Raw genomic sequence first — 19624 nt, forward strand, 5'->3', positions numbered from 1 at the left:
CCCCGGGCCCCCCGGGGCCGCGACGCGTCAGGGCAGCAGCCCCTGGGTCAGCGGGCCAGCGACCGGCAGGTCCTCGACCGAGCCGCCCTTGGTGACGTGGTCGGTCACCAGGTTCGTGCCGACCGGCTTGAAGTCGGAGACCTGGGTGCCGAGGCCGTTGGCCAGCGGGTCCACGCCGGTGTTGGCCAGCGGGTCGAGCTGGAGCCGGGTCAGCGGCGCCACGCCGTGGGCGACACCGGAGAGCGCGCCCTCTCCGGCCGCGACGGCGTCCGTCCTGGTCAGCGAGTCGACCGGCAGCGGCAGCGGGGCCGCCGCCTGAGCCGCCGCGCCCCCGCCGAACACCGCCGCACCGACCGCGGTGACACCGAGCCCTGCCCTGAGCAGGGCGCTGCGGCGGGAGGTCCGGGATGCTGCGTGACGCGCCATGATGTTCCTTCCGAAGGGTGATCGGGCGGACACCGACAGTAGTTGAGGTGTGATGCTCGATACCAACGGCCTTCCTCGGGGGTCCCCTGCACGGGGGAATGGTTCACACTGGTGTCCCGTGAGTTCCCTACCGATCCCGACCCGTGTCGTCCTGCTCGCGGGCCCCTCCGGCTCCGGCAAGTCGTCCCTCGCCGCCGTCACCGGCCTCCCGGTCCTGCGCCTCGACGACTTCTACAAGGAGGCCGGCGACCCCTCGCTCCCCCTCGTCGGGGGAAGCGAGGACATCGACTGGGACTCCCCGCTGTCCTGGGACGCGGACGCCGCCGTCGCCGCCATCGTCGAACTGTGCCGTACGGGACGGACCGACGTCCCCGTGTACGACATCTCCACCAGCTCCCGGACGGGGCACGAGACCTTCGGCATCGAGCGGACCCCGCTGTTCGTCGCGGAGGGCATCTTCGCCGCCGAGATCGTGGCCCGCTGCCGTGACCTGGGCGTCCTCGCCGACGCGCTCTGTCTGCGCGGACGCCCCTCGACGACCTTCCGCCGCAGGCTCGCCCGCGACCTCAGGGAGGGCCGCAAGTCGGTGCCGTTCCTGCTGCGCCGGGGCTGGCGCCTGATGCGCGCCGAGCGGGCCATCGTCGCCCGGCAGGCGGCCCTGGGCGCCCACCCCTGCGCCAAGCCGGAGGCCCTGGGCAGGCTGGCCGCCGCCGCGGCGGGCCGCCACCGCACCCCGGCCACGCGCTAGCCGCACGCCGGGGCCCCGGCCGGACACCGACCCGTGGAGCCCCGTCCGGACACGGACCGCACGGGGCATGGACGGACACCGACGCGTGCGGGCCCGGCCGGACAGCCGCCCGGCCGGGCCCCGCGGACACAGCACGACGCGGGCCGTACAAGCCCCCCTGACTTGTGCGACCCGCGCCGTTCCCCCGTACCCCCGTACGGTTCCCCCGTGTTCCCGGCGGCCCCGATCCCCCGTGGCCGCCGGGGTCGTTCCCCCGTTCCCCCGCCTTCAGGCCACCAGCTCGCCGAAGGACTCCTCCTCGTCACGGCCGAAGCTGAGCACCTCGTCCTCGCGCAGCCGCCGCAGCGACCGCCAGATGCTCGACTTCACCGTGCCGACACTGATGTCCAGGATCTCCGCGATCTCCGGATCGGTCCGGCCCTCGTAGTAGCGCAGCACCAGCATGGTCCGCTGGAGCTCGGGCAGCCGGGCGAGGGCCTGCCACAGCACCGCGCGCAGCTCCGTGCCGCGCATCGCGTCCGACTCGCCGACCGTCTCCGGCAGCTCCTCGGTCGGGTACTCGTTCAGCTTGCGGCGGCGCCAGGCGCTGATGTGCAGATTGGTCATGGTCCGGCGGAGGTACCCGCCGACCGCGGCCTTGTCACTGATCCGCTCCCAGGCGCGGTACGTGGAGAACAGCGCGCTCTGGAGCAGGTCCTCCGCGTCGAAGCGGTCACCGGTCAGGTGGTAGGCGGTGGCGTACAGGGAGGCACGACGCTCCTGGACGTAGGCCGTGAACTCGGCCTCCGAACAGCTGACGCGTTCCCCCGTGACCTCCCCGTACGCCGTTCCCCCGTCAGCGACGGCGACCATGTGCGGCGCCTTGCGCTGACGCCCGACGCTGCGAACGCACCCCCGTCCGTTCACCGCGCCGGACTTCTCGGTGCTCCGCACGACGTCGTGGAGCCTCGTGATCACTGCGCCTGAGGTGGTGCCCTGCAGTGCGGTCATCTCGACCCCCCCGTCGGTTGGAGTGCTGTTCGGTCCGTGTGTCCAGAAGCTTGCCGAGCGGACTTCATGGCGTTGTCCGCCGACTGTCACAGGCGTGTCACAGGCCCCCCGGGGCGGAAGCGCGCCTCCCCGCGGTCGAACTCGGACGGCCGAATACGACAGAATGCTGCCCGTGCCTTTTCTGTTGCTGATCGAGGACGACGACGCCATCCGCACGGCCCTCGAACTCTCCCTGTCACGGCAGGGCCACCGGGTGGCCACCGCCGCGACCGGAGAGGACGGCCTCCAGCTGCTGCGCGAGCAGCGGCCGGACCTCGTGGTGCTCGACGTCATGCTGCCCGGCATCGACGGCTTCGAGGTCTGCCGGCGGATCCGCCGCACCGACCAGTTGCCGATCATCCTGCTGACCGCCCGCAGCGACGACATCGACGTCGTCGTGGGCCTGGAGTCCGGTGCCGACGACTACGTGGTGAAGCCGGTCCAGGGCCGGGTCCTGGACGCCCGCATCCGGGCCGTCCTGCGGCGCGGCGAACGGGAGTCGACCGACTCGGCGACGTACGGCTCGCTGGTCATCGACCGCTCCGCGATGACGGTCACCAAGAACGGCGAGGACCTCCAGCTCACCCCCACCGAGCTGAGACTGCTCCTCGAACTGAGCCGGCGGCCCGGACAGGCGCTCTCCCGGCAGCAGTTGCTGCGGCTGGTGTGGGAGCACGACTACCTGGGCGACTCCCGGCTCGTCGACGCCTGTGTGCAGCGGCTGCGCGCCAAGGTGGAGGACGTGCCGTCCTCCCCGACCCTCATCCGCACCGTGCGGGGAGTCGGCTACCGGCTGGACGTCCCTGCGTGAGCAAAGGCATCCTCACCCGGCTGCGGCTCTCCAGCCTGCGGTTGCGGCTCGTCGTCGTCTTCGCGCTGGTCGCCCTCGGCGCCGCCGTCGCCGCCTCCGGCATCGCGTACTGGCTCAACCGCGAGGCGGTGCTGACCCGCACCCAGGACGGGGCGCTCAACGACTTCCGTCAGGAGATGCAGAACCGGGCGGCCACGCTGCCGCTCCGGCCCACCCAGGACGACCTGCGGCGGACCGCCGAGCAGATGGCCACCGGCAGCGCCGACTACCAGGTGCTGCTGCTCGGCGAGCGGGACACGGGCAAGCCGATCGTCGGCGCCTCCGACCCGGACGACTTCACCCTGGCCGACGTGCCGCGCGCGCTCCAGGACGCGGTGGGCACCGAACGGCCCGTGACGGAGGCCAACCCGTACCCGTACCACCTGTTCTGGCAGCGCGTCGAGCGGGGCGGCACGCCGTACCTGGTCGGCGGCGCGCGGGTCGACGGCGGCGGGCCCACCGGCTACATGTTCAAGTCGCTCGCGGCGGAGAAGGCCGACCTGAACTCGCTCGCCTGGTCCCTGGGCATCGCCACCGCGCTCGCCGTGGTCGGCTCCGTGCTGCTCGCGCAGGTCTCGGCGACCACCGTGCTCCGGCCCGTGCACCGGCTCGGCGAGGCCGCCCGGCAGCTCGGCGAGGGCAAGCTCGACACCCGGCTGCGGGTCACCGGCGCGGACGAACTCTCCGATCTCACCCGTACGTTCAACAGCGCGGCCGAGTCCCTGCAGAAGAAGGTCGCGGACATGAGCGCGCGGGAGGAGTCCTCCCGGCGGTTCGTCGCCGACATGTCGCACGAGCTGCGCACCCCGCTGACCGCGCTGACCGCCGTCACCGAGGTCCTGGAGGACGAGCAGGACTCCCTCGACCCGATGATCGCCCCCGCGGTGGCGCTCGTGGTCAGCGAGACCCGGCGCCTCAACGACCTGGTGGAGAACCTGATGGAGGTGACCCGCTTCGACGCGGGGACCGCCCGCCTGGTCCTCGACCCCGTCGACATCGCCGACCAGATCACCGCCTGCATCGACGCCCGCGCCTGGCTCGACGCGGTGGACCTGGACGCCGAGCGCGGGATCGTCGTGCCGCTCGACCCGCGCCGCCTCGACGTGATCCTGGCCAACCTGATCGGCAACGCGCTGAAGCACGGCGGTTCCCCGGTCCGCGTCTCGGTGCGCACCGAGGAGGACGAGCTGGTCATCGCGGTCCGCGACCACGGGCCCGGCATCCCCGAGGAGGTGCTGCCGCACGTCTTCGACCGCTTCTACAAGGCGAGCGCGTCCCGGCCCCGGTCCGAGGGCAGCGGGCTCGGTCTCTCCATCGCCATGGAGAACGCGCTGATCCACGGCGGTTCGATCACCGCGTCCAACTCGGTCGGCGAGGACGGGACGGTGGACGGGGCGGTCTTCGTGCTGCGGCTCCCGCTGGACGCCTCGGACATCACGCGCGAGGTGCGGACCCGCAGCGGCCAGGGCGAGGTGGAGGAAGCGTGAGGCGCCGTACTTCCGGACGTACGGGCACGGCGGGGGCCCTGGCCGCGGTCGCGGTCGCGGTCGCCGCGCTCGTCACCGGCTGCGGGATCAGGACCACCTCGGTCCCGGTCGACGCGGGCGCGGCCCCCTCCCGGGTGCCGTGCAGCGTGCCGGGGGACTCGGCGACGGGCGGCACCGTCCAGGGCGTGCCGGTCCGGGTGTTCCTGGTCTGCGGCTCCCAGCTGGAGATGGTGGACCGGCGGTCGCCGCTGCCGGAGGAGAAGGCGGGCGGGGACCTGGTCCGGATGGCCCGGGGGCTGCTGGCGCAACTGCTCGCCGAGCCGTCGGAGAGCGAGCGGGCGGCCGGGTTCACGACGGCGGTACGGGGCCCGCTGTCCGTGGACGGCGGGGGCGGCAGCGATCCGGCGGGCACCCTGCGGCTGAGCCGCCAGCCGGAGGACCTGACGCCGACGGCCCTGTCGCAGCTCGTGTGCACCTTCGCGGAGAGCTCGGCGGGCGCGGGCGACCACACGGCCCTGCTGGGCGGCCCTGGGCCGTACCCGCCGAAGCGCTACCGCTGCACCACGGAGCTGCGCGAGCGCCCGGAGTCGTCCCCGCCGACGGCCCCGCCGGTGACGCCCGCCCCGACCCCGGCGAGCCCCGCCCCGACGAGCCCCGTCCCGACGACGGGCTGAACGACCGCGCCCACCCCCGGGGCCGTACGGGCACGTGGCCGGACGGCCTGTGGGGCGGACGGTGGGGCGGACGGTGGGGCATTCCTCACATTCCCGTCCGGGAGGGGCGGCGGAACCGATTCCGGCGCCGGGGGCGTCTTGGGGGGCGTGCAGCGTCAAGGTTCGGGCGGGAGTGCCGCCGTGGTCGTCCGCGTGGCGGGGTTCGTCCTCCTCGCCGCGCATCTGCTGCTCGTCGCGTGGATCGGTCTCCGGCCACGTGACGTGGCCTGGGTGACCGCGCCGAACACGGTCCCCCTGGCGGGTCTGCGGGCCGATCTCGCGCTCGGGACCGCCGCCGCGGTCCGGCTGATCGCCGAGGGGCTGCTGCTCCTCGCCCCGCTCGGAGTGCTGCTCCCGATGGCCGACGGACGTCTCGACGTCTCCCCGTGGGCCTCGCTGGCCCGGACGACCGCAGCGGGCGCCCTGGTCTCGCTCGCGCTGGAGCTGCTCCAGACCGCCGTGCCCGGCCAGGTGGTGGACGTGGACTCCGTCCTGCTGAACACGGCGGGCGTGGCGCTCGCGCACCTGCTGTTCGTCCCGGCCGGGCGGCACCGGCTGCGCCGCGGGCCGCGGGCGCGGCGGGCGGCCTCATCCCGGAGGACCAGACCGGGACGGGGGACGCCCCTGCTGCGGAACGAGGGTTCTCAGGGTGCGACCCCGACGATTACCAGGGTTCCGATCGCCCGGTAGGCCGACGCCCCCGGACCCCGTCGGGCGGCACCATGGAGACATCGGGAGCCCGGCAGAAGCGGTTCCCGCACCGACCCCGAAGGAGCACCACCATGGCCGCACTGACCCGCCCCCGTGACGGACGCGTGATCGGCGGAGTGTGCGCGGCGCTGGCCCGGCGCTTCGGCCTCTCCGCGTGGACGATGCGTCTGATCTTCATCGTCTCGTGCCTGCTGCCCGGCCCGCAGTTCCTGATCTACCTGGGCCTGTGGATCTTCCTCCCGGCGGAGAAGTCCTCTTCCACGTCCTGGTAGTGGCCGGACGGCCGTACGCCGAAGGGCGCGCACCCGGGAGATCCTGGTGCGCGCCCTTCGGCGTGGTGCGGGCCCGGTCAGCCGATCGGCAGGCCGCCGAGGGGCAGACCGCCGAGGAGGCCGCCGAGGGGGGTGGCGCCGAGGCCGCTGGCGGCGGCGCCGAGCGGGAGGTTCTGGGTGGCCTGTCCGGCGGCGGCCGGGACGGTCTTCACACCCTGGTCGAGGCCCTGGCCGAGGGCGCCCTGTCCGGCGACGAGGGATTCGGCGGCGCCGTCGGGGAGCGTGGTGAGGCCGTCACCGAGCGGGACGGCCTGGGTCACCGTGCCCAGCGCGTCGGCGTCGAGCGGCAGGGACGGCGCGGCGGAGGCCGTGCCGGCGGCGGCGACGGCGAAAGCGGCACCGAGGGCGGCGACACCGAGCTTCTTGGCGGCAGACTGCTTCATCTGAAAATCTTCCTTGGGGAATCCGGGGGCTTCGGGGAGAAAGCCCGGAGGGGAAATCCTGGGAATGCAGAGTTCCGCAACCTAACCAGTGAACGGCCCGTCCGCAAACACCGGAAAGCGGCCGGGTGTCGCGCTCACCCGGCCGCTCCCGTCCCCTCACCGGGGCGGTGTTCAGCCCTTCGTGCGGGAGGATTCGCTGGTCGCGGCGGTCTGCTGGAACAGCCATTCGGACTTCAGCTCGGCGTATCCGGGCTTGATGACCTCGTTGATCATGGCCAGGCGTTCATCGAAAGGAATGAACGCTGATTTCATCGCATTGACGGTGAACCACTGCATGTCGTCGAGCGTGTACTCGAACGCCTCGGTCAGCAGCTCGAATTCGCGGCTCATGCTGGTGCCGCTCATCAGCCGGTTGTCGGTGTTGACCGTGGCCCGGAAGTGCAGCCTGCGGAGCAGGCCGATGGGGTGCTCGGCGAACGAGGTGGCGGCCCCGGTCTGGAGGTTGGAGGAGGGGCACATCTCCAGCGGGATCCGCTTGTCGCGGACGTACGCGGCGAGCCGCCCCAGGGTCACCGAGCCGTCCTCGGCGACCTCGATGTCGTCGATGATCCGGACGCCGTGGCCGAGCCGGTCCGCGCCGCACCACTGGAGCGCCTGCCAGATGGACGGCAGTCCGAACGCCTCGCCCGCGTGGATCGTGAAGTGGTTGTTCTCGCGCTTCAGGTACTCGAAGGCGTCGAGGTGCCGGGTGGGCGGGTAGCCGGCCTCGGCGCCCGCGATGTCGAAGCCGACGACGCCGGAGTCGCGGTAGCGGTTGGCGAGTTCCGCGATCTCCAGGGCGCGGGCCGCGTGCCGCATGGCGGTCAGCAGGGCGCCGACCCGGATGCGGTGCCCGGCGGCCCTCGCCAGCCGTTCGCCCTCGCGGAAGCCCTCGTCGACCGCCTCCACGACCTCTTCGAGGGTGAGACCGGCCTCCAGGTGCTGCTCGGGGGCGTAGCGCACCTCCGCGTAGACCACGCCGTCCTCGGCGAGGTCCACGGCGCACTCGGTGGCCACCCGGACGAGGGCGTCCCGGGTCTGCATGACGGCGCAGGTGTGCGCGAAGGTCTCCAGGTACCGCTCCAGGGAACCGGAGTCGGCGGCTTCGCGGAACCAGACGCCGAGCTTGTCGGGCTCCGTCTCGGGGAGCTGCCCGTAGCCCTGCTCCCGGGCGAGTTCGATGATCGTGCCGGGGCGCAGTCCGCCGTCGAGGTGGTCGTGGAGGAGCACCTTCGGCGCGCGCCGGATCTGGTCCCCGGTGGGGACGCTGGGGGTCTGGCTCGTCATTTCCGCACTCTAGCGCCTACGCGCGTAGAGCGCGCCCCGTGGCGCAGGGTCCGCTCCGCCGTCCTTCCCTCCGGGGCCCGCCCCGGTGTCCGAGCCCGACCGGGGGCGTGTCCCGATTCGAACGTCCTTGAGCGGTAAGGGCGTTCGCTGACCGGACGATACGTAACAGAGACCGCGCGTACGACTGGCGTACACCTCGGCTTCTGAGACTGTTCTGTCATGGCGCACTTCGCACTCGTGGGGCCGCCCGACGCACGGAGACCCCGGCTCGGTCGGCCCGTTGGCGGTTCCCGGATCACCTCGGCGGGGGGCGTGGCGCTGCTCCTGCCGGACGGCGAGCCGGTGTCGGGCCGGGGCGCCTCCGCGCGGGCCCACGCGGCGGTGCTGCCGCTGGGACGCGCGCTGGTCCGCGCGGGCCGGGACGACGGTCTGGTGGCGCACGTGGTGCGCTACCGGGGGCGCGGCTGGAACGGGACGGACGCCGCTCTCGCGCGGGACGCCTCCTGGGCGGTCGCGGAGGCGGTGCGCCGGTACGGGGACGTCCCGGTCTGTCTGGTCGGACACGGTCTGGGGGCGCGGGCGGCGCTGCGGGCCGCCGGGCACGACGCGGTCGGCGCGGTGCTGGGGCTGGCCCCGTGGCTGCCGGAGGACGACATGGCGGCCGAGCCGGAGCCCGTACGGCAGCTCGTGGGGCGACGGGTGCTCCTCGTGCACGGCACCCACGACTCCAGGACCGACCCGGAGCTGTCGTTCCGGTTCGCCGAGCGGGCGAAGAAGGCCAACCGGGACACCTGCCGGTTCGAGGTGCACTCGGACGGGCACGCGCTGCGCCAGTACGCGGCCGAGGTCCGGGCGCTCGCCGCCGACTTCGTCCTCGGCGCCCTCTTCGCCCGGCCGGTCGCCCGGCCGCTGACCGACGCGATGGCCGCTCCCCCGCCGCTGGGCCTGCGGATGCCGCTCGCGGCGGGCTTCGGCGGCTCGCGCCGGAGGTGAGGGCTCCTCGGCGGCTCGCGCCGGGGCGGGGGCTCCCTGACGGCTCACGCCGGGGGCGGGGGCTCCTCGGTGGTTCGCCCGGGAGGTGAGGGCTCCTTCGGCAGCAGTCGGCCGCGCCTGCCCAGCAGGAACTTCTTGAAGGCGGCCACGGGGGCGGTGTCCGGATGCCCGTCGAGCCAGGCGACCCCGATCTCGCGGACCGCGCGCGGGGCCGTGACGGTCAGCTCGACCACCCCGGGGCGGGGCACGGCGGGCGGGGGCAGCAGGGCGACGCCGAGTCCGGCGGCGACCAGACCGCGCAGGGTCTCGGCCTCCTCGCCCTCGAAGGCGATCCGGGGCCTGAAGCCCGCCTCCGCGCACAGGTCGTCGGTGATGCGGCGCAGCCCGTACCCCGGTTCCAGGGTCACGAAGGTCTCGTCGGCCGCCTCGGCGAGGCGGACCCTTCGGCGGCCCGCGAGCCGGTGGTCGTCGGGGACGACGAGCCGCAGCCGCTGCTCGTCGAGACGGCGGCCGACCAGATCGGGGGCGTCGGGCACCGGGGAGGTCAGGCAGAGGTCGAGGTCACCGGCCCTGAGCCGCTCGATCATGGCCTCGCCGTAGTTCTGGACGAGGGTGAAGCGGATGCGCGGGTGGTCGACGCGGAAGGCCCGGATGAGCGCGGGGACGGTCTCGGAGCCCATGGTGTGGAGGAAGCCGAAGGCCACCCGCCCGGCCGTCGGGTCGGCGTCGGCCCGTACGGTGTCGGCGGCCCGTTCCACCTCGGCGAGCGCCCGGTCGGCGGCGGTGAGGAAGCGGCGGCCCGCCGGGGTCAGGGAGACCGTGCGGCCGCGCCGGGCGAAGAGGGTGACGCCCAGGTCCTCCTCCAGCCGCGCCACGGCCCGGGAGAGCGTGGACTGCGGGACGCCCATCTCGGCGGCGGCCCGGGTCACATGCTCGTGCCGGGCGACGGCGGCGAAGTACGCGAGCCGGGGCGCGAGCAGCAGTCCCATGTCTTCTTCGTTACTGTTCGGTGACAGCCGAGGCCCTGACCTGTACTCATGCACCATGGGATCGATTACAGCAGATCCGTGCATTGGACGCATGAAACCGCGCGTCCTACGTTCGTGACATGCCTCCCGTCAGTACCGAGGCGGCCGCCTCCACCGCGTCCGCCGACCCCGCCGCCGACACCCGCCTCGCCCCGGGCACGCCCGCCTTCCGCCGTACGAGCCTCGCGCTCTTCGCCGCGGGCCTCGCCACCTTCGCGCTCCTCTACTCCACGCAGGCCCTCCTCCCGGCGATCTCCGCCGAGTTCGGCGCCACCGCCTCCGCCGCCTCCTGGACGGTCTCCGCCGCCACCGGCGCCCTCGCCCTCCTCGTCCTGCCGCTCAGCGCCCTCTCGGAGCGCTTCGGACGGCGCGCGATGATGACCGCCTCCCTGACCGCCGCGGTCGCCCTCGCGCTCCTCGTGCCGCTCGCCCCGAACCTGGAGTCGCTGATCGCGCTGCGCGCCCTCCAGGGCGCGGCGCTCGCCGGACTCCCGGCCTCCGCGATGGCGTACCTCGCCGAGGAGGTGCGGCCCCGGGCGCTGATCGCCGCGATCGGCCTCTTCGTCGCGGGCAACTCGATCGGCGGCATGAGCGGCCGTCTGGTGACCAGCTGGGTCGCCCAGCTGTGGGGCTGGCGGGCCGGTCTGGCCGCCGTCGGCGTGACCTCGCTGCTGTGCGCGCTGGCGTTCCGCGCGCTGCTGCCGAAGGCCCGGCACTTCACCCCCGGCACCCTGAACCCGAAGGCGCTCGCGCGGACCGTGCGGAGCCATCTCGCGGACCCGCTGCTGATGCGGCTGTACGTGATCGGCGCGCTGTTCATGACGGTCTTCGGCGCGGTCTACACCGTGATCGGCTACCGCCTGGTGGAGGCCCCGTTCTCGCTGCCGCAGGGCGTCATCGGCTCGATCTTCCTGGTCTACCTGGTCGGTACGGTCTCCTCGGCGGCGGCCGGACGGCTCGTCGGGCGGCTCGGGCGGCGCGGGGCGCTGTACCTGGCGGTCTCCACCACCGCCGCCGGTCTGCTCCTGTCGCTCGCCGACTCGCTGGCCTCGGTCCTCGCGGGCCTGGTCCTGATCACGGCCGGTTTCTTCGCGGGCCACGCCGTCGCCTCCTCCTCGGTGAGCCGTACGGCGAGGACGGGCCGCGCGCAGGCCTCGGCGCTCTACCAGTCGGCGTACTACCTGGGCAGCAGCGTCGGCGGCACGCTCGGCGCGGTCGCCTTCCACGCGGGCGGCTGGGCGGGCACCGTCGTCATCGGTCTCGTCGCGGTCCTCGGCGTCGTGTCCGTCACGCTGTACGGCAGCCTCAGCGCCCGCACCGCGGCGCGTCGGCTCCAGCTCGCCGCGCCCTGCTGAATCCGGACGGATTCCGACCGGTTCCACGCCGGGAACACTCCGGAATCACCCCCGCCCGCACCGCAACCTGAGACGCTCCCCCGGGCGTCCTGACCGACAGGACACAACGGGGAGTTGACAGAAATGAAGCGAATAGCGGGCCGGGCGGGGAAAAGAGTCGGTCTGGTCGCCGGAATGGCCTCACTGCTGGTCCCGGTGACGGTCGCGCTCGGCGCGGCACCGGCACAGGCCGCGTCCTGCAACGTGACGACGGGCCCGTACCAGAAGCAGGTCGAGAAGTTCCTCGGACGGACGGCCGACGGGCGCCAGTCGCTCGCGGACTGCAAGGCCGTCCAGGCGTTCCAGGTGAAGCACGGCATCACCCCGAGCGCCGGATACGCCGGGACGGTCACCTGGCGCACCATGGACACCATGCTCAAGCAGCGGGCGGCGGGGACCAACCCCAACAAGGACCGCGCGTGTCCGACGAACCGGGGCCGGATCGCCTGTGTGGACCTGACCCGCCAGCTGAGCTGGATCCAGGACGGCAGCCGCCTCAAGTTCGGCCCCGTGCCGGTCCGTACGGGCAAGGACGGCAGCGAGACCCGGACCGGCTCGAAGAAGGTCTACTGGCGGAACATCAACCACTGGTCGACGCTCTACGACGTCTCCATGCCGTACGCGCAGTTCTTCGACGGCGGACAGGCGTTCCACTCGACCACCAAGTCCATGTGGAACCCGCCGGGTTCGGCCGGCTGCGTCAACATGCGCCCGGCCGACGCGAAGGCGTACTGGAACCTCCTGCGCAACGGCGACGACGTCTTCGTCTACGGCCGCAAGCCGGGAACCTGACCCCCGCTGTCAGTCCGCTGGGGTAGCTTCCCTCTCACCGGCACCGAACGGGTGCCGGTGAGGGGTGAGTGGGGTGTGGACCCGATGACTGACGCAGCGACCGCGACGACCGACCAACTCGACAAGTACCGCAGGGAGCTGACCGGTTACTGCTACCGGATGCTCGGATCGTCCTTCGAGGCGGAGGACGCGGTGCAGGACACCATGGTCCGCGCCTGGAAGGCCATCGAGTCCTTCGAGGGCCGCTCCTCGCTGCGGTCCTGGCTGTACCGGATCGCCACCAACGTCTGCCTGGACGCGCTGAACGCGGGCAACCGGAGGGCACGGCCGATGGACCTGACCGGACCGACGCCGGTCGCCCAGGCGCAGCTCGTCAAGCAGCCGGAGATCACCTGGCTGGAGCCGATCCCCGACGGACGGGTGCTGCCCTCCGTCGCCGACCCGGCGGAGACGGCCGTCTCCCGGGAGACCGTGCGGCTGGCCTTCGTCGCCGCCCTCCAGCACCTGCCGCCCAAGCAGCGGGCCGTGCTCATCCTGCGCGAGGTGCTCGCCTGGAAGGCCAGCGAGGTCGCCGAGCTCCTCGACACCAGCGTCGCCTCGGTGAACAGCGCCCTCCAGCGGGCCCGCGCCACCCTGGCCGAGCAGGCACCGGCCACCTCCGACACGGCGAACCCGCTGGACGAGGAGCAGAAGGCCCTCCTGGAGCGGTACGTGGCCGCCTTCGAGGGCTACGACATGAAGGCCCTGACCGCGCTCCTCCACGAGGACGCGACCATGACCATGCCGCCCTACGACCTCTGGCTCCAGGGTCACGACGACATCGTCGGCTGGATGCTGGGCGTCGGCGACGTGTGCCGCGGCTCGAAGCTGGTGCCCACCGTGGCCAACGGCTCCCCGGCCTTCGCCCACTACCACCCGGACCCGGAGGGCGGCTTCAGCCCCTGGGCGCTCATCGTCCTGGAGCTGCGCGACGGCAAGGTCGCGGGGATGGACTTCTTCCTGGACACCCCGCGCTGGTTCCCGCTCTTCGACCTCCCGGCCCGCCTGGAGGCCTGAGGACGGCACCCGGTCGTCCCTTCCGGTCCGGAACGGTCCGGAAGGGACGGCCTACGGGGACGACGGCCCGTCCTCCGTGGCCAGGGTCCCGTCGAGACCCGTCAGCAGGAGCAGGGCCCGCAGTTCCGGGCCCGCTCCGTGGAAGCGGATGCGGTGCCCCCGCCGCCCGGCGGCCAGTCCCAGCCGGGCCAGGGCGTCCACGGCGGCGAGGTCGGCGCGGGCGAGCGCGCCCACCTCGCACACCACCTCACCGGGCGGGACCGCCCCGAGCTCGGCGCACAGCCGCGCCACCTCGTCCCGGGTGGGGCGCGCGGTCAGGGTCACGACGAACGGTTGTCTGATGTCCACATCCCTGTGACCGTACGGCGCCCCGGAACTCATCGGCGGTTCCGGGACACCGGGAGCACGGGACTCAGGCGATGCGGTCCAGGACGATCGGCTTCGGGGTGAAACCGGTGCCCTCGGCCGCGATGTCCCAGGACGCGTCCAGGGACTTCAGGGCGTAGTCGAACTTCTCCGGGGTGTCCGTGTGCAGGGTCAGCAGGGGCTGGCCCGCCGTCACCGTGTCGCCCGGCTTCGCGTGCAGCTCGACACCCGCGCCCGCCTGCACCGGGTCCTCCTTGCGGGCCCGGCCCGCGCCCAGGCGCCAGGCGGCGATGCCGATGTCGTACGCGTCGAGCCGGGTCAGGACGCCCGAGGACGGGGCGGTCACCACGTGCTGCTCGCGGGCGACCGGGAGGGCCGCGTCCGGGTCGCCGCCCTGGGCCGCGATCATCCGGCGCCAGACGTCCATCGCGGAGCCGTCGGCCAGTGCCTTCGCCGGGTCGGCGCCCTTGATCCCGGCCGCGTCGAGCATCTCGCGGGCGAGCGCGACCGTCAGCTCCACGACGTCCGCCGGGCCGCCGCCCGCCAGGACCTCGACCGACTCGCGGACCTCCAGGGCGTTGCCCGCGGTGAGGCCGAGCGGGGTGGACATGTCGGTGAGCAGCGCCACCGTCCGCACCCCGCTGTCGGTGCCGAGGCCGACCATCGTCGAGGCCAGCTCGCGGGCGTCCTCGATGTTCTTCATGAAGGCGCCGGTGCCGACCTTGACGTCGAGGACCAGGGAGCCGGTGCCCTCGGCGATCTTCTTCGACATGATCGAGGAGGCGATCAGCGGGATGGCCTCCACGGTGCCGGTGACGTCGCGGAGCGCGTACAGCTTCTTGTCGGCGGGGGCCAGGCCGTCGCCCGCCGCGCAGATGACCGCGCCGGTGGTGTCCAGGACGTGCAGCATCTCCTCGTTGGAGAGCAGGGCCCGCCAGCCGGGGATGGACTCCAGCTTGTCCAGGGTGCCGCCGGTGTGGCCGAGGCCGCGTCCGGAGAGCTGCGGAACGGCCGCGCCGCAGGCGGCGACGAGCGGGGCGAGCGGGAGGGTGATCTTGTCGCCGACACCGCCGGTGGAGTGCTTGTCGGCGGTGGGGCGGGAGAGCGCGTCGAAGTTCATGCGCTCGCCGCTGGCGATCATCGCGGCGGTCCAGCGGGCGATCTCCGCGCGGTTCATGCCGTTCAGCAGGATGGCCATGGCCAGGGCGGACATCTGCTCGTCGGCGACCGTGCCACGGGTGTACGCGTCGATGACCCAGTCGATCTGCTCGGGGCTCAGCTCGCCCTTGTCCCGCTTGGTGCGGATGACGGAGATGACGTCCATGGTGGTGCCTCTTTCTACGCGCATAGAAGGGGGAAAGGAGGAGCGGCCCTTCCCATCGTGCCGGAAGGGCCGCTCCGAGGTACTACTGCGACAGGTGCTCCGGGCCGAACGCCTGCGGGAGCATCTCGGCCAGCGTGACGAACCCCGCCGGGGTCTCCAGGACGAGGCCGGGGCCGCCGAACTCGTACAGGAGCTGCCTGCACCGGCCGCACGGCACCAGGGACTCGCCCCGGCCGTCCACGCAGACGAAGTGGGTCAGCCGCCCGCCGCCGGAGGCCTGGAGCGCGGACACCAGCCCGCACTCGGCGCACAGAGCGAGGCCGAACGAGGCGTTCTCCACGTTGCAGCCGGAGACCGTCCGCCCGTCGTCGACCCGGGCCGCCGCGCCCACCGGGAACCCCGAGTACGGGGCGTAGGCGCGGGCCATGGCCGCGCGGGCCGTGACCCGCAGGGCCTCCCAGTCGGCCTCGGCCAGGGTGTCCGTCACTTGCCCTGGCCCTTCCGGTAGGGCAGACCGTCCGCCTTGGGCATCCGCAGGCGCTGGGCCGACAGGGCCAGCACGAGCAGGGTGGTGATGTACGGGGCGGCGTCGACGAACTGGCTCGGGACCTGGTCGGTGAACGCGTACCAGAGGAAGAAGGCGGCGGAGAAGGCGGCGGAGATCGCGCCGACCACGTACTTCTTCCGGTACAGCTGCCACACCGCGGCGAGGACGAGCAGGACCGCGACCAGCAGCAGCAGGGCGTGCACGTTCTCGGCGCCGCCGCGCAGCTTGAGGCTGTCGGTGAAGCCGAAGAGTCCGGCGCCGAGCGCCATGCCGCCGGGCATCCAGTTGCCGAAGATCATCGCGGCGAGGCCGATGTAGCCCCGGCCGCCGGTCTGGCCCTCCTGGTAGATGCCGGTGGCGACGATCGCGAGGAACGCGCCGCCGAGACCGGCGAGGGCGCCGGAGGCGGTGACGGCGATGTACTTGTACTTGTAGACGTTCACGCCGAGGGACTCGGCCGCGACCGGGTTCTCACCGCAGGAGCGCAGCCGCAGGCCGAAGGCCGTACGCCACAGGACCCACCAGGTGCCCGGGATCAGCAGCAGCGCGACGACGGTGAGCAGCGACAGGTTGGTGACCAGACCGCCGAGGATCCCGGCGACGTCGGAGATCAGGAACCAGTGCTTGCCCTGGAGGTTCCCCAGCCAGTCGGAGAGTCCTGGGACCGTGATCTGGGTGATCTCGTCGATGCGCGGGGACTGCTTGGAGGAGCCGCCCTCGGCCTCGCCGAAGGTGAAGTTCGACAGGTACTGGGTGAAGCCGACCGCGAGGATGTTGATCGCGACACCGGAGACGATGTGGTTCACGTTGAACGTGACGGTGATGATCGCGTGCAGCAGACCGCCGAGCGCGCCGCCGAGGAGACCGAAGAGGACGCCCACCCAGGGGCCCCACTGGTATCCGGCCCAGGCACCGAACCAGGTGCCCAGGATCATCATGCCTTCGAGACCGATGTTGACGACGCCCGCGCGCTCGGCCCACAGTCCGCCGAGTCCGGCGAGACCGATCGGGACGGCGAGCTGGAGCGCTCCGGAGACCTGGCCGACGGAGGTCAGGTCGTCGGCGCCGGAGATGACCCGGACGAGGGAGAAGAGGACCAGGCCGGCCGCGGCGATCAGCATGATCCACGGCAGGGTGAGCTTGCGGCGCCCGGCGCCCTTGGGCGCGGTGCTCGGCTTGGTGGCTGTGCCGGTGCTCATGCCGAGACCTCCTTGTCGGTCTTGATGGCGCCGCCTGCGGCGAGCTCCTCGCCGACCTTCTGCTGCTGGAGACGGAGGCCGTAACGGCGGACGAGTTCGTAGGAGACGACCACGGCGATCACGATGATGCCCTGCATGATCTGCGTGATCTCCTTCGGGTAGCCCTCGACGTCCAGCGACGAGGACGCCTTGTCGAGGAACGCGAAGAGCAGAGCCGCGAAGAAGATGCCGACCGGGTGGTTGCGGCCGAGGAGCGCGATCGTGATGGCGGTGAAGCCGACGCCGACCGGGAACGACAGGCTGTACGTGTGGGTGTCGCCGAGCAGGGTCGGCATTCCGGAGAGACCGGCGAGGCCGCCCGAGAGCAGCATCGAGGTGAGGATCATCTTCTTGGCGTCGACACCGCTGGCCTGCGCGGCGGACTCGCTGGCGCCGGTGGCGCGCAGGTCGAAGCCGAAGCGGGTGCGGTTGAGGACGAACCAGTAGACGACGCCGAGGGCGAGGGCGACGAAGGTGAAGCCGTAGATCTCGCCGTTGCCCTGGCCCATGTCGATGCCGGGGAACCAGCCGGACTCGGCGATCTTGCCGGTCGTGAGGTCGTTGGAGCCGGGGGGCTGGACGCCGAGGTTCTTCGGCAGGATCAGCCAGGCGATCAGGGAGGTCGCGATCGCGTTCAGCATGATCGTCGAGACGACCTCGGAGACGCCCCGGGTGGTCTTGAGGAGACCGGCGATACCGGCCCAGAAGGCGCCGGTGAGCGCCGCGACGAGCACGATGAGCAGGATGTGCAGCGGGCCGGGCAGCGAGACCGAGGCGCCGACGACGGCCGAGACCATCGCGGCGAGACGGTACTGGCCGTCGACGCCGATGTTGAAGAGGTTCATCCGGAAGCCGATGGCGACGGCCAGGGCTGCCAGGTAGTAGATCCCGGTCTGGTTGACGATCAGGACCTGGATGTCCGAGTACCCGGCGTTGTCGATCATCAGCTGGATCGGCTCGATCGGGTCGAGGCCCGTCGCGAGCAGCACCAGCATGGTGAGGACGAACGAGGAGACCAGCGCGAGCACCGGGCCGGCGGCCCCGATGATCAGCTTGTCCTTGTCGAATTTCATCATCGGGCGTCACCGTCTTCGGACTGCTCGGACTGCTCTTCGGTGCCTTCGAGGTGGCCGGAGGCCGCACCGGTCATGGCGGAGCCCAGCTCCTCGGGCGTGATGGTGGCGGGGTCCGCGTCGGCGACGAGCCTGCCGCGGTACATGACCCGGAGGGTGTCGGAGAGACCGATCAGCTCGTCGAGGTCCGCGGAGATCAGCAGCACCGCGAGGCCCTCGCGGCGGGCGTCCCGGATCGCGTCCCAGATCTGCGCCTGCGCGCCGACGTCCACACCGCGGGTGGGGTGGGCGGCGATCAGGAACTTGGGGCCGTGGCTCATCTCGCGGCCGACGATCAGCTTCTGCTGGTTGCCGCCGGACAGCGAGGCGGCGGTGACGTCGATGCCGGGGGTGCGCACGTCGTACTCGCGCACGATCCGCTCGGTGTCCTGGCGGGCGGCCTTGGGGTCGAGGATGCCGCGCCGGGAGTTGGGCGCCTCGGTGACGTGACCGAGGATGCGGTTCTCCCAGAGCGGGGAGTCCAGGAGCAGTCCGTGGCGGTGCCGGTCCTCGGGGATGTAGCCGATGCCGCCCTCGCGGCGCTTGCGGACGGAGACCTTGGAGATGTCCGTGCCGTCGAGGCTGATGACGCCCGCGTCGGGGGTCGCCATGCCCATGAGGGCTTCGATCAGCTCGGTCTGGCCGTTCCCCTCGACGCCCGCGATGCCCAGGATCTCGCCCTTGTGGATGGTGAGGGAGATGTCGTCGAGGAGCTTGCGGCCGACGGCGACCTCCTCGTGCACGTCCAGGGCCCGCGCCGGGTCGGCGGGGGCGGCGGTGGTCAGCGGGGCGGCGCTGCCGCCGCTCTCGACCAGCGTCAGGTTCTCGACCTGGAGCATCGGCACGTCGGTGACGGTCGACTCGCGGGTCTCCGGGGAGGGCAGCTCGCTGCCGACCATCAGCTCGGCGAGCTGCTTGGTGGTGGCGGTCTTCGGGTCGGCGGTGCCGACGGTGGTGCCGCGCCGGATGACGGTGATGTCGTCGGCGACCTTCAGGACCTCGCCCAGCTTGTGCGAGATGAAGATGACCGTGAGGCCCTCCGCCTTGAGCTCGCGCAGGTTGTCGAAGAGCGCGTCGACCTCCTGCGGGACGAGGACGGCGGTGGGCTCGTCGAGGATGAGGATCTTCGCGCCCCGGAAGAGGACCTTGAGGATCTCCACGCGCTGCCGGTCGGCGACGCCGAGGTCCTCGACGAGGGCGTCGGGGCGGACCCCGAGGCCGTACGCGTCGGAGATCTCCCCGATCCGCTTCCGCGCCTTGGCTCCGATGCCGTACAGCTTCTCGCCGCCGAGAACCACGTTCTCCAGGACGGTGAGGTTGTCGGCGAGCATGAAGTGCTGGTGCACCATGCCGATGCCGCGCGCGATGGCGTCACCGGGGCTGGAGAAGGTGACCTGCTCGCCGTCGACGGCGATGGTGCCCTCGTCCGGCTTCTGCATACCGTAGAGGATCTTCATGAGGGTCGACTTGCCGGCGCCGTTCTCGCCGATGAGGGCGTGCACGGTGCCCTTGCGGACCGTGATGGCGATGTCCTTGTTGGCGATGACGCCGGGGAATCGCTTGGTGATGCCGTGCAGTTCGACGGCAGGGGGGCTGGACGCGTTGATGACGCACTCTCCTTGGCCGGAAGGAGTGGGAGCGGGAGGGCAGGGCGGGGCGAAGTTATCGTGCCAGGGAGACATCTACACGCGTAGCGCTGCCGAAAAGTGAAAATCCGTACGGGAATGGGACCGGGGCCCGGATCCAGTGGCGTGCCACTGGGGCCGGGC

At 72.3% G+C, this 19624-nt stretch carries 21 protein-coding genes; 10 read left to right on the plus strand and 11 right to left on the minus strand.

What is annotated here, in order from left to right:
• Nucleotides 1-27: 27 nt before the first annotated feature.
• A complete protein-coding gene (locus ACIO92_RS12900; protein WP_366445555.1) occupies nt 28-426 on the minus strand; it encodes a hypothetical protein in 399 nt (132 codons plus the stop codon).
• A gap of 52 nt (nt 427-478) precedes the next feature.
• On the opposite strand from ACIO92_RS12900, the gene ACIO92_RS12905 reads away from it, so the two are divergent.
• Nucleotides 479-1174 (plus strand): ATP-binding protein, encoded by a 696-nt coding sequence (locus ACIO92_RS12905; RefSeq protein ID WP_366445554.1) that lies wholly within the window; start codon nt 479-481, stop codon nt 1172-1174.
• A gap of 267 nt (nt 1175-1441) precedes the next feature.
• On the opposite strand, the gene ACIO92_RS12910 is transcribed toward ACIO92_RS12905, so the two are convergent.
• Nucleotides 1442-2164, minus strand: coding sequence for a SigE family RNA polymerase sigma factor (locus ACIO92_RS12910; RefSeq protein WP_351787983.1), 723 nt, complete (start codon nt 2162-2164; stop codon nt 1442-1444).
• Nucleotides 2165-2336: 172 nt separating this feature from the next.
• On the opposite strand from ACIO92_RS12910, the gene afsQ1 reads away from it, so the two are divergent.
• The 5 genes from afsQ1 to ACIO92_RS12935 all read left to right on the plus strand — a co-directional run bounded on the left by afsQ1 (nt 2337) and on the right by ACIO92_RS12935 (nt 6236).
• Complete coding sequence (gene afsQ1, locus ACIO92_RS12915; RefSeq protein ID WP_017239746.1) at nt 2337-3014, plus strand: two-component system response regulator AfsQ1; 678 nt, start codon at nt 2337-2339, stop codon at nt 3012-3014.
• Nucleotides 3011-4540 (plus strand): HAMP domain-containing sensor histidine kinase, encoded by a 1530-nt coding sequence (locus ACIO92_RS12920; protein WP_366445553.1) that lies wholly within the window; start codon nt 3011-3013, stop codon nt 4538-4540. Before afsQ1 ends, ACIO92_RS12920 begins: the two co-directional genes overlap by 4 nt.
• Nucleotides 4537-5214, plus strand: a complete 678-nt coding sequence (locus ACIO92_RS12925; RefSeq protein WP_401242733.1) for a hypothetical protein — start codon at nt 4537-4539, stop codon at nt 5212-5214. Before ACIO92_RS12920 ends, ACIO92_RS12925 begins: the two co-directional genes overlap by 4 nt.
• Nucleotides 5215-5394: 180 nt before the next feature.
• On the plus strand, nt 5395-5943 hold the full coding sequence (locus ACIO92_RS12930; protein WP_366445551.1) for a VanZ family protein: 549 nt from the start codon (nt 5395-5397) through the stop codon (nt 5941-5943).
• Between the two features lie 92 nt (nt 5944-6035).
• Complete coding sequence (locus ACIO92_RS12935; RefSeq protein ID WP_351787972.1) at nt 6036-6236, plus strand: PspC domain-containing protein; 201 nt, start codon at nt 6036-6038, stop codon at nt 6234-6236.
• 77 nt (nt 6237-6313) lie between these two features.
• Here ACIO92_RS12935 and ACIO92_RS12940 read toward each other — a convergent pair whose 3' ends face one another.
• Both ACIO92_RS12940 and ACIO92_RS12945 read right to left on the minus strand, forming a co-directional pair.
• The gene (locus ACIO92_RS12940; protein ID WP_366445550.1) at nt 6314-6679 is read right to left on the minus strand and encodes a hypothetical protein; all 366 of its coding nucleotides are present in this window, start codon (nt 6677-6679) and stop codon (nt 6314-6316) included.
• 171 nt (nt 6680-6850) lie between these two features.
• On the minus strand, nt 6851-8005 hold the full coding sequence (locus ACIO92_RS12945) for an adenosine deaminase (RefSeq protein WP_366445549.1): 1155 nt from the start codon (nt 8003-8005) through the stop codon (nt 6851-6853).
• A 219-nt stretch (nt 8006-8224) separates the two neighbouring features.
• On the opposite strand from ACIO92_RS12945, the gene ACIO92_RS12950 reads away from it, so the two are divergent.
• Nucleotides 8225-8998 carry an alpha/beta hydrolase gene (locus tag ACIO92_RS12950; protein WP_366445548.1) on the plus strand — a complete coding sequence of 258 codons (774 nt, stop codon included), beginning with the start codon at nt 8225-8227 and terminating at the stop codon, nt 8996-8998.
• Between the two features lie 44 nt (nt 8999-9042).
• Here ACIO92_RS12950 and ACIO92_RS12955 read toward each other — a convergent pair whose 3' ends face one another.
• Complete coding sequence (locus ACIO92_RS12955) at nt 9043-10044, minus strand: LysR family transcriptional regulator (RefSeq protein WP_401242738.1); 1002 nt, start codon at nt 10042-10044, stop codon at nt 9043-9045.
• Nucleotides 10045-10106: 62 nt separating this feature from the next.
• Here ACIO92_RS12955 and ACIO92_RS12960 point away from each other — a divergent pair, with 62 nt between their 5' ends.
• The 3 genes from ACIO92_RS12960 (at nt 10107) to ACIO92_RS12970 (ending at nt 13268) form a co-directional block, all read left to right on the plus strand.
• Complete coding sequence (locus tag ACIO92_RS12960) at nt 10107-11381, plus strand: MFS transporter (RefSeq protein WP_401242741.1); 1275 nt, start codon at nt 10107-10109, stop codon at nt 11379-11381.
• A gap of 174 nt (nt 11382-11555) precedes the next feature.
• On the plus strand, nt 11556-12212 hold the full coding sequence (locus ACIO92_RS12965) for a L,D-transpeptidase (RefSeq protein ID WP_401242764.1): 657 nt from the start codon (nt 11556-11558) through the stop codon (nt 12210-12212).
• A gap of 84 nt (nt 12213-12296) precedes the next feature.
• On the plus strand, nt 12297-13268 hold the full coding sequence (locus ACIO92_RS12970; protein ID WP_366445545.1) for a sigma-70 family RNA polymerase sigma factor: 972 nt from the start codon (nt 12297-12299) through the stop codon (nt 13266-13268).
• Nucleotides 13269-13319: 51 nt separating this feature from the next.
• On the opposite strand, the gene ACIO92_RS12975 is transcribed toward ACIO92_RS12970, so the two are convergent.
• The 6 genes from ACIO92_RS12975 to ACIO92_RS13000 form a co-directional block, all read right to left on the minus strand.
• Nucleotides 13320-13616: an STAS domain-containing protein gene (locus ACIO92_RS12975; RefSeq protein WP_366445544.1), complete on the minus strand. Its 297-nt coding sequence runs from the start codon at nt 13614-13616 to the stop codon at nt 13320-13322.
• Between the two features lie 64 nt (nt 13617-13680).
• Nucleotides 13681-14958: a thymidine phosphorylase gene (locus ACIO92_RS12980; RefSeq protein WP_366445543.1), complete on the minus strand. Its 1278-nt coding sequence runs from the start codon at nt 14956-14958 to the stop codon at nt 13681-13683.
• An 82-nt stretch (nt 14959-15040) separates the two neighbouring features.
• A complete protein-coding gene (locus ACIO92_RS12985; RefSeq protein ID WP_366445542.1) occupies nt 15041-15445 on the minus strand; it encodes a cytidine deaminase in 405 nt (134 codons plus the stop codon).
• Nucleotides 15442-16704, minus strand: a complete 1263-nt coding sequence (locus ACIO92_RS12990; RefSeq protein WP_366445541.1) for an ABC transporter permease — start codon at nt 16702-16704, stop codon at nt 15442-15444. The genes ACIO92_RS12985 and ACIO92_RS12990 overlap by 4 nt, the downstream gene beginning before the upstream one ends.
• On the minus strand, nt 16701-17819 hold the full coding sequence (locus ACIO92_RS12995; protein WP_366445540.1) for an ABC transporter permease: 1119 nt from the start codon (nt 17817-17819) through the stop codon (nt 16701-16703). The genes ACIO92_RS12990 and ACIO92_RS12995 overlap by 4 nt, the downstream gene beginning before the upstream one ends.
• On the minus strand, nt 17816-19537 hold the full coding sequence (locus ACIO92_RS13000; protein WP_366445539.1) for an ABC transporter ATP-binding protein: 1722 nt from the start codon (nt 19535-19537) through the stop codon (nt 17816-17818). The genes ACIO92_RS12995 and ACIO92_RS13000 overlap by 4 nt, the downstream gene beginning before the upstream one ends.
• Nucleotides 19538-19624: the final 87 nt, after the last annotated feature.

Source organism: Streptomyces sp. NPDC087215 (assembly GCF_044744885.1).
In the GTDB taxonomy this organism is placed as follows: domain Bacteria; phylum Actinomycetota; class Actinomycetes; order Streptomycetales; family Streptomycetaceae; genus Streptomyces.

Coding starts and splice junctions, on each gene's coding strand:
- ACIO92_RS12900 (WP_366445555.1), bottom strand. CDS start 426: ATGGCGCGTCACGCAGCATCCCGGACCTCCCGCCGCAGCGCCCTGCTC.
- ACIO92_RS12905 (WP_366445554.1), top strand. CDS start 479: ATGCTCGATACCAACGGCCTTCCTCGGGGGTCCCCTGCACGGGGGAAT.
- ACIO92_RS12910 (WP_351787983.1), bottom strand. CDS start 2,164: ATGACCGCACTGCAGGGCACCACCTCAGGCGCAGTGATCACGAGGCTC.
- ACIO92_RS12935 (WP_351787972.1), top strand. CDS start 6,036: ATGGCCGCACTGACCCGCCCCCGTGACGGACGCGTGATCGGCGGAGTG.
- ACIO92_RS12940 (WP_366445550.1), bottom strand. CDS start 6,679: ATGAAGCAGTCTGCCGCCAAGAAGCTCGGTGTCGCCGCCCTCGGTGCC.
- ACIO92_RS12945 (WP_366445549.1), bottom strand. CDS start 8,005: ATGACGAGCCAGACCCCCAGCGTCCCCACCGGGGACCAGATCCGGCGC.
- ACIO92_RS12950 (WP_366445548.1), top strand. CDS start 8,225: ATGGCGCACTTCGCACTCGTGGGGCCGCCCGACGCACGGAGACCCCGG.
- ACIO92_RS12955 (WP_401242738.1), bottom strand. CDS start 10,044: ATGGTGCATGAGTACAGGTCAGGGCCTCGGCTGTCACCGAACAGTAAC.
- ACIO92_RS12960 (WP_401242741.1), top strand. CDS start 10,107: ATGCCTCCCGTCAGTACCGAGGCGGCCGCCTCCACCGCGTCCGCCGAC.
- ACIO92_RS12965 (WP_401242764.1), top strand. CDS start 11,556: ATGGCCTCACTGCTGGTCCCGGTGACGGTCGCGCTCGGCGCGGCACCG.
- ACIO92_RS12970 (WP_366445545.1), top strand. CDS start 12,297: ATGACTGACGCAGCGACCGCGACGACCGACCAACTCGACAAGTACCGC.
- ACIO92_RS12980 (WP_366445543.1), bottom strand. CDS start 14,958: ATGGACGTCATCTCCGTCATCCGCACCAAGCGGGACAAGGGCGAGCTG.
- ACIO92_RS12990 (WP_366445541.1), bottom strand. CDS start 16,704: ATGAGCACCGGCACAGCCACCAAGCCGAGCACCGCGCCCAAGGGCGCC.
- ACIO92_RS12995 (WP_366445540.1), bottom strand. CDS start 17,819: ATGATGAAATTCGACAAGGACAAGCTGATCATCGGGGCCGCCGGCCCG.
- ACIO92_RS13000 (WP_366445539.1), bottom strand. CDS start 19,537: ATGTCTCCCTGGCACGATAACTTCGCCCCGCCCTGCCCTCCCGCTCCC.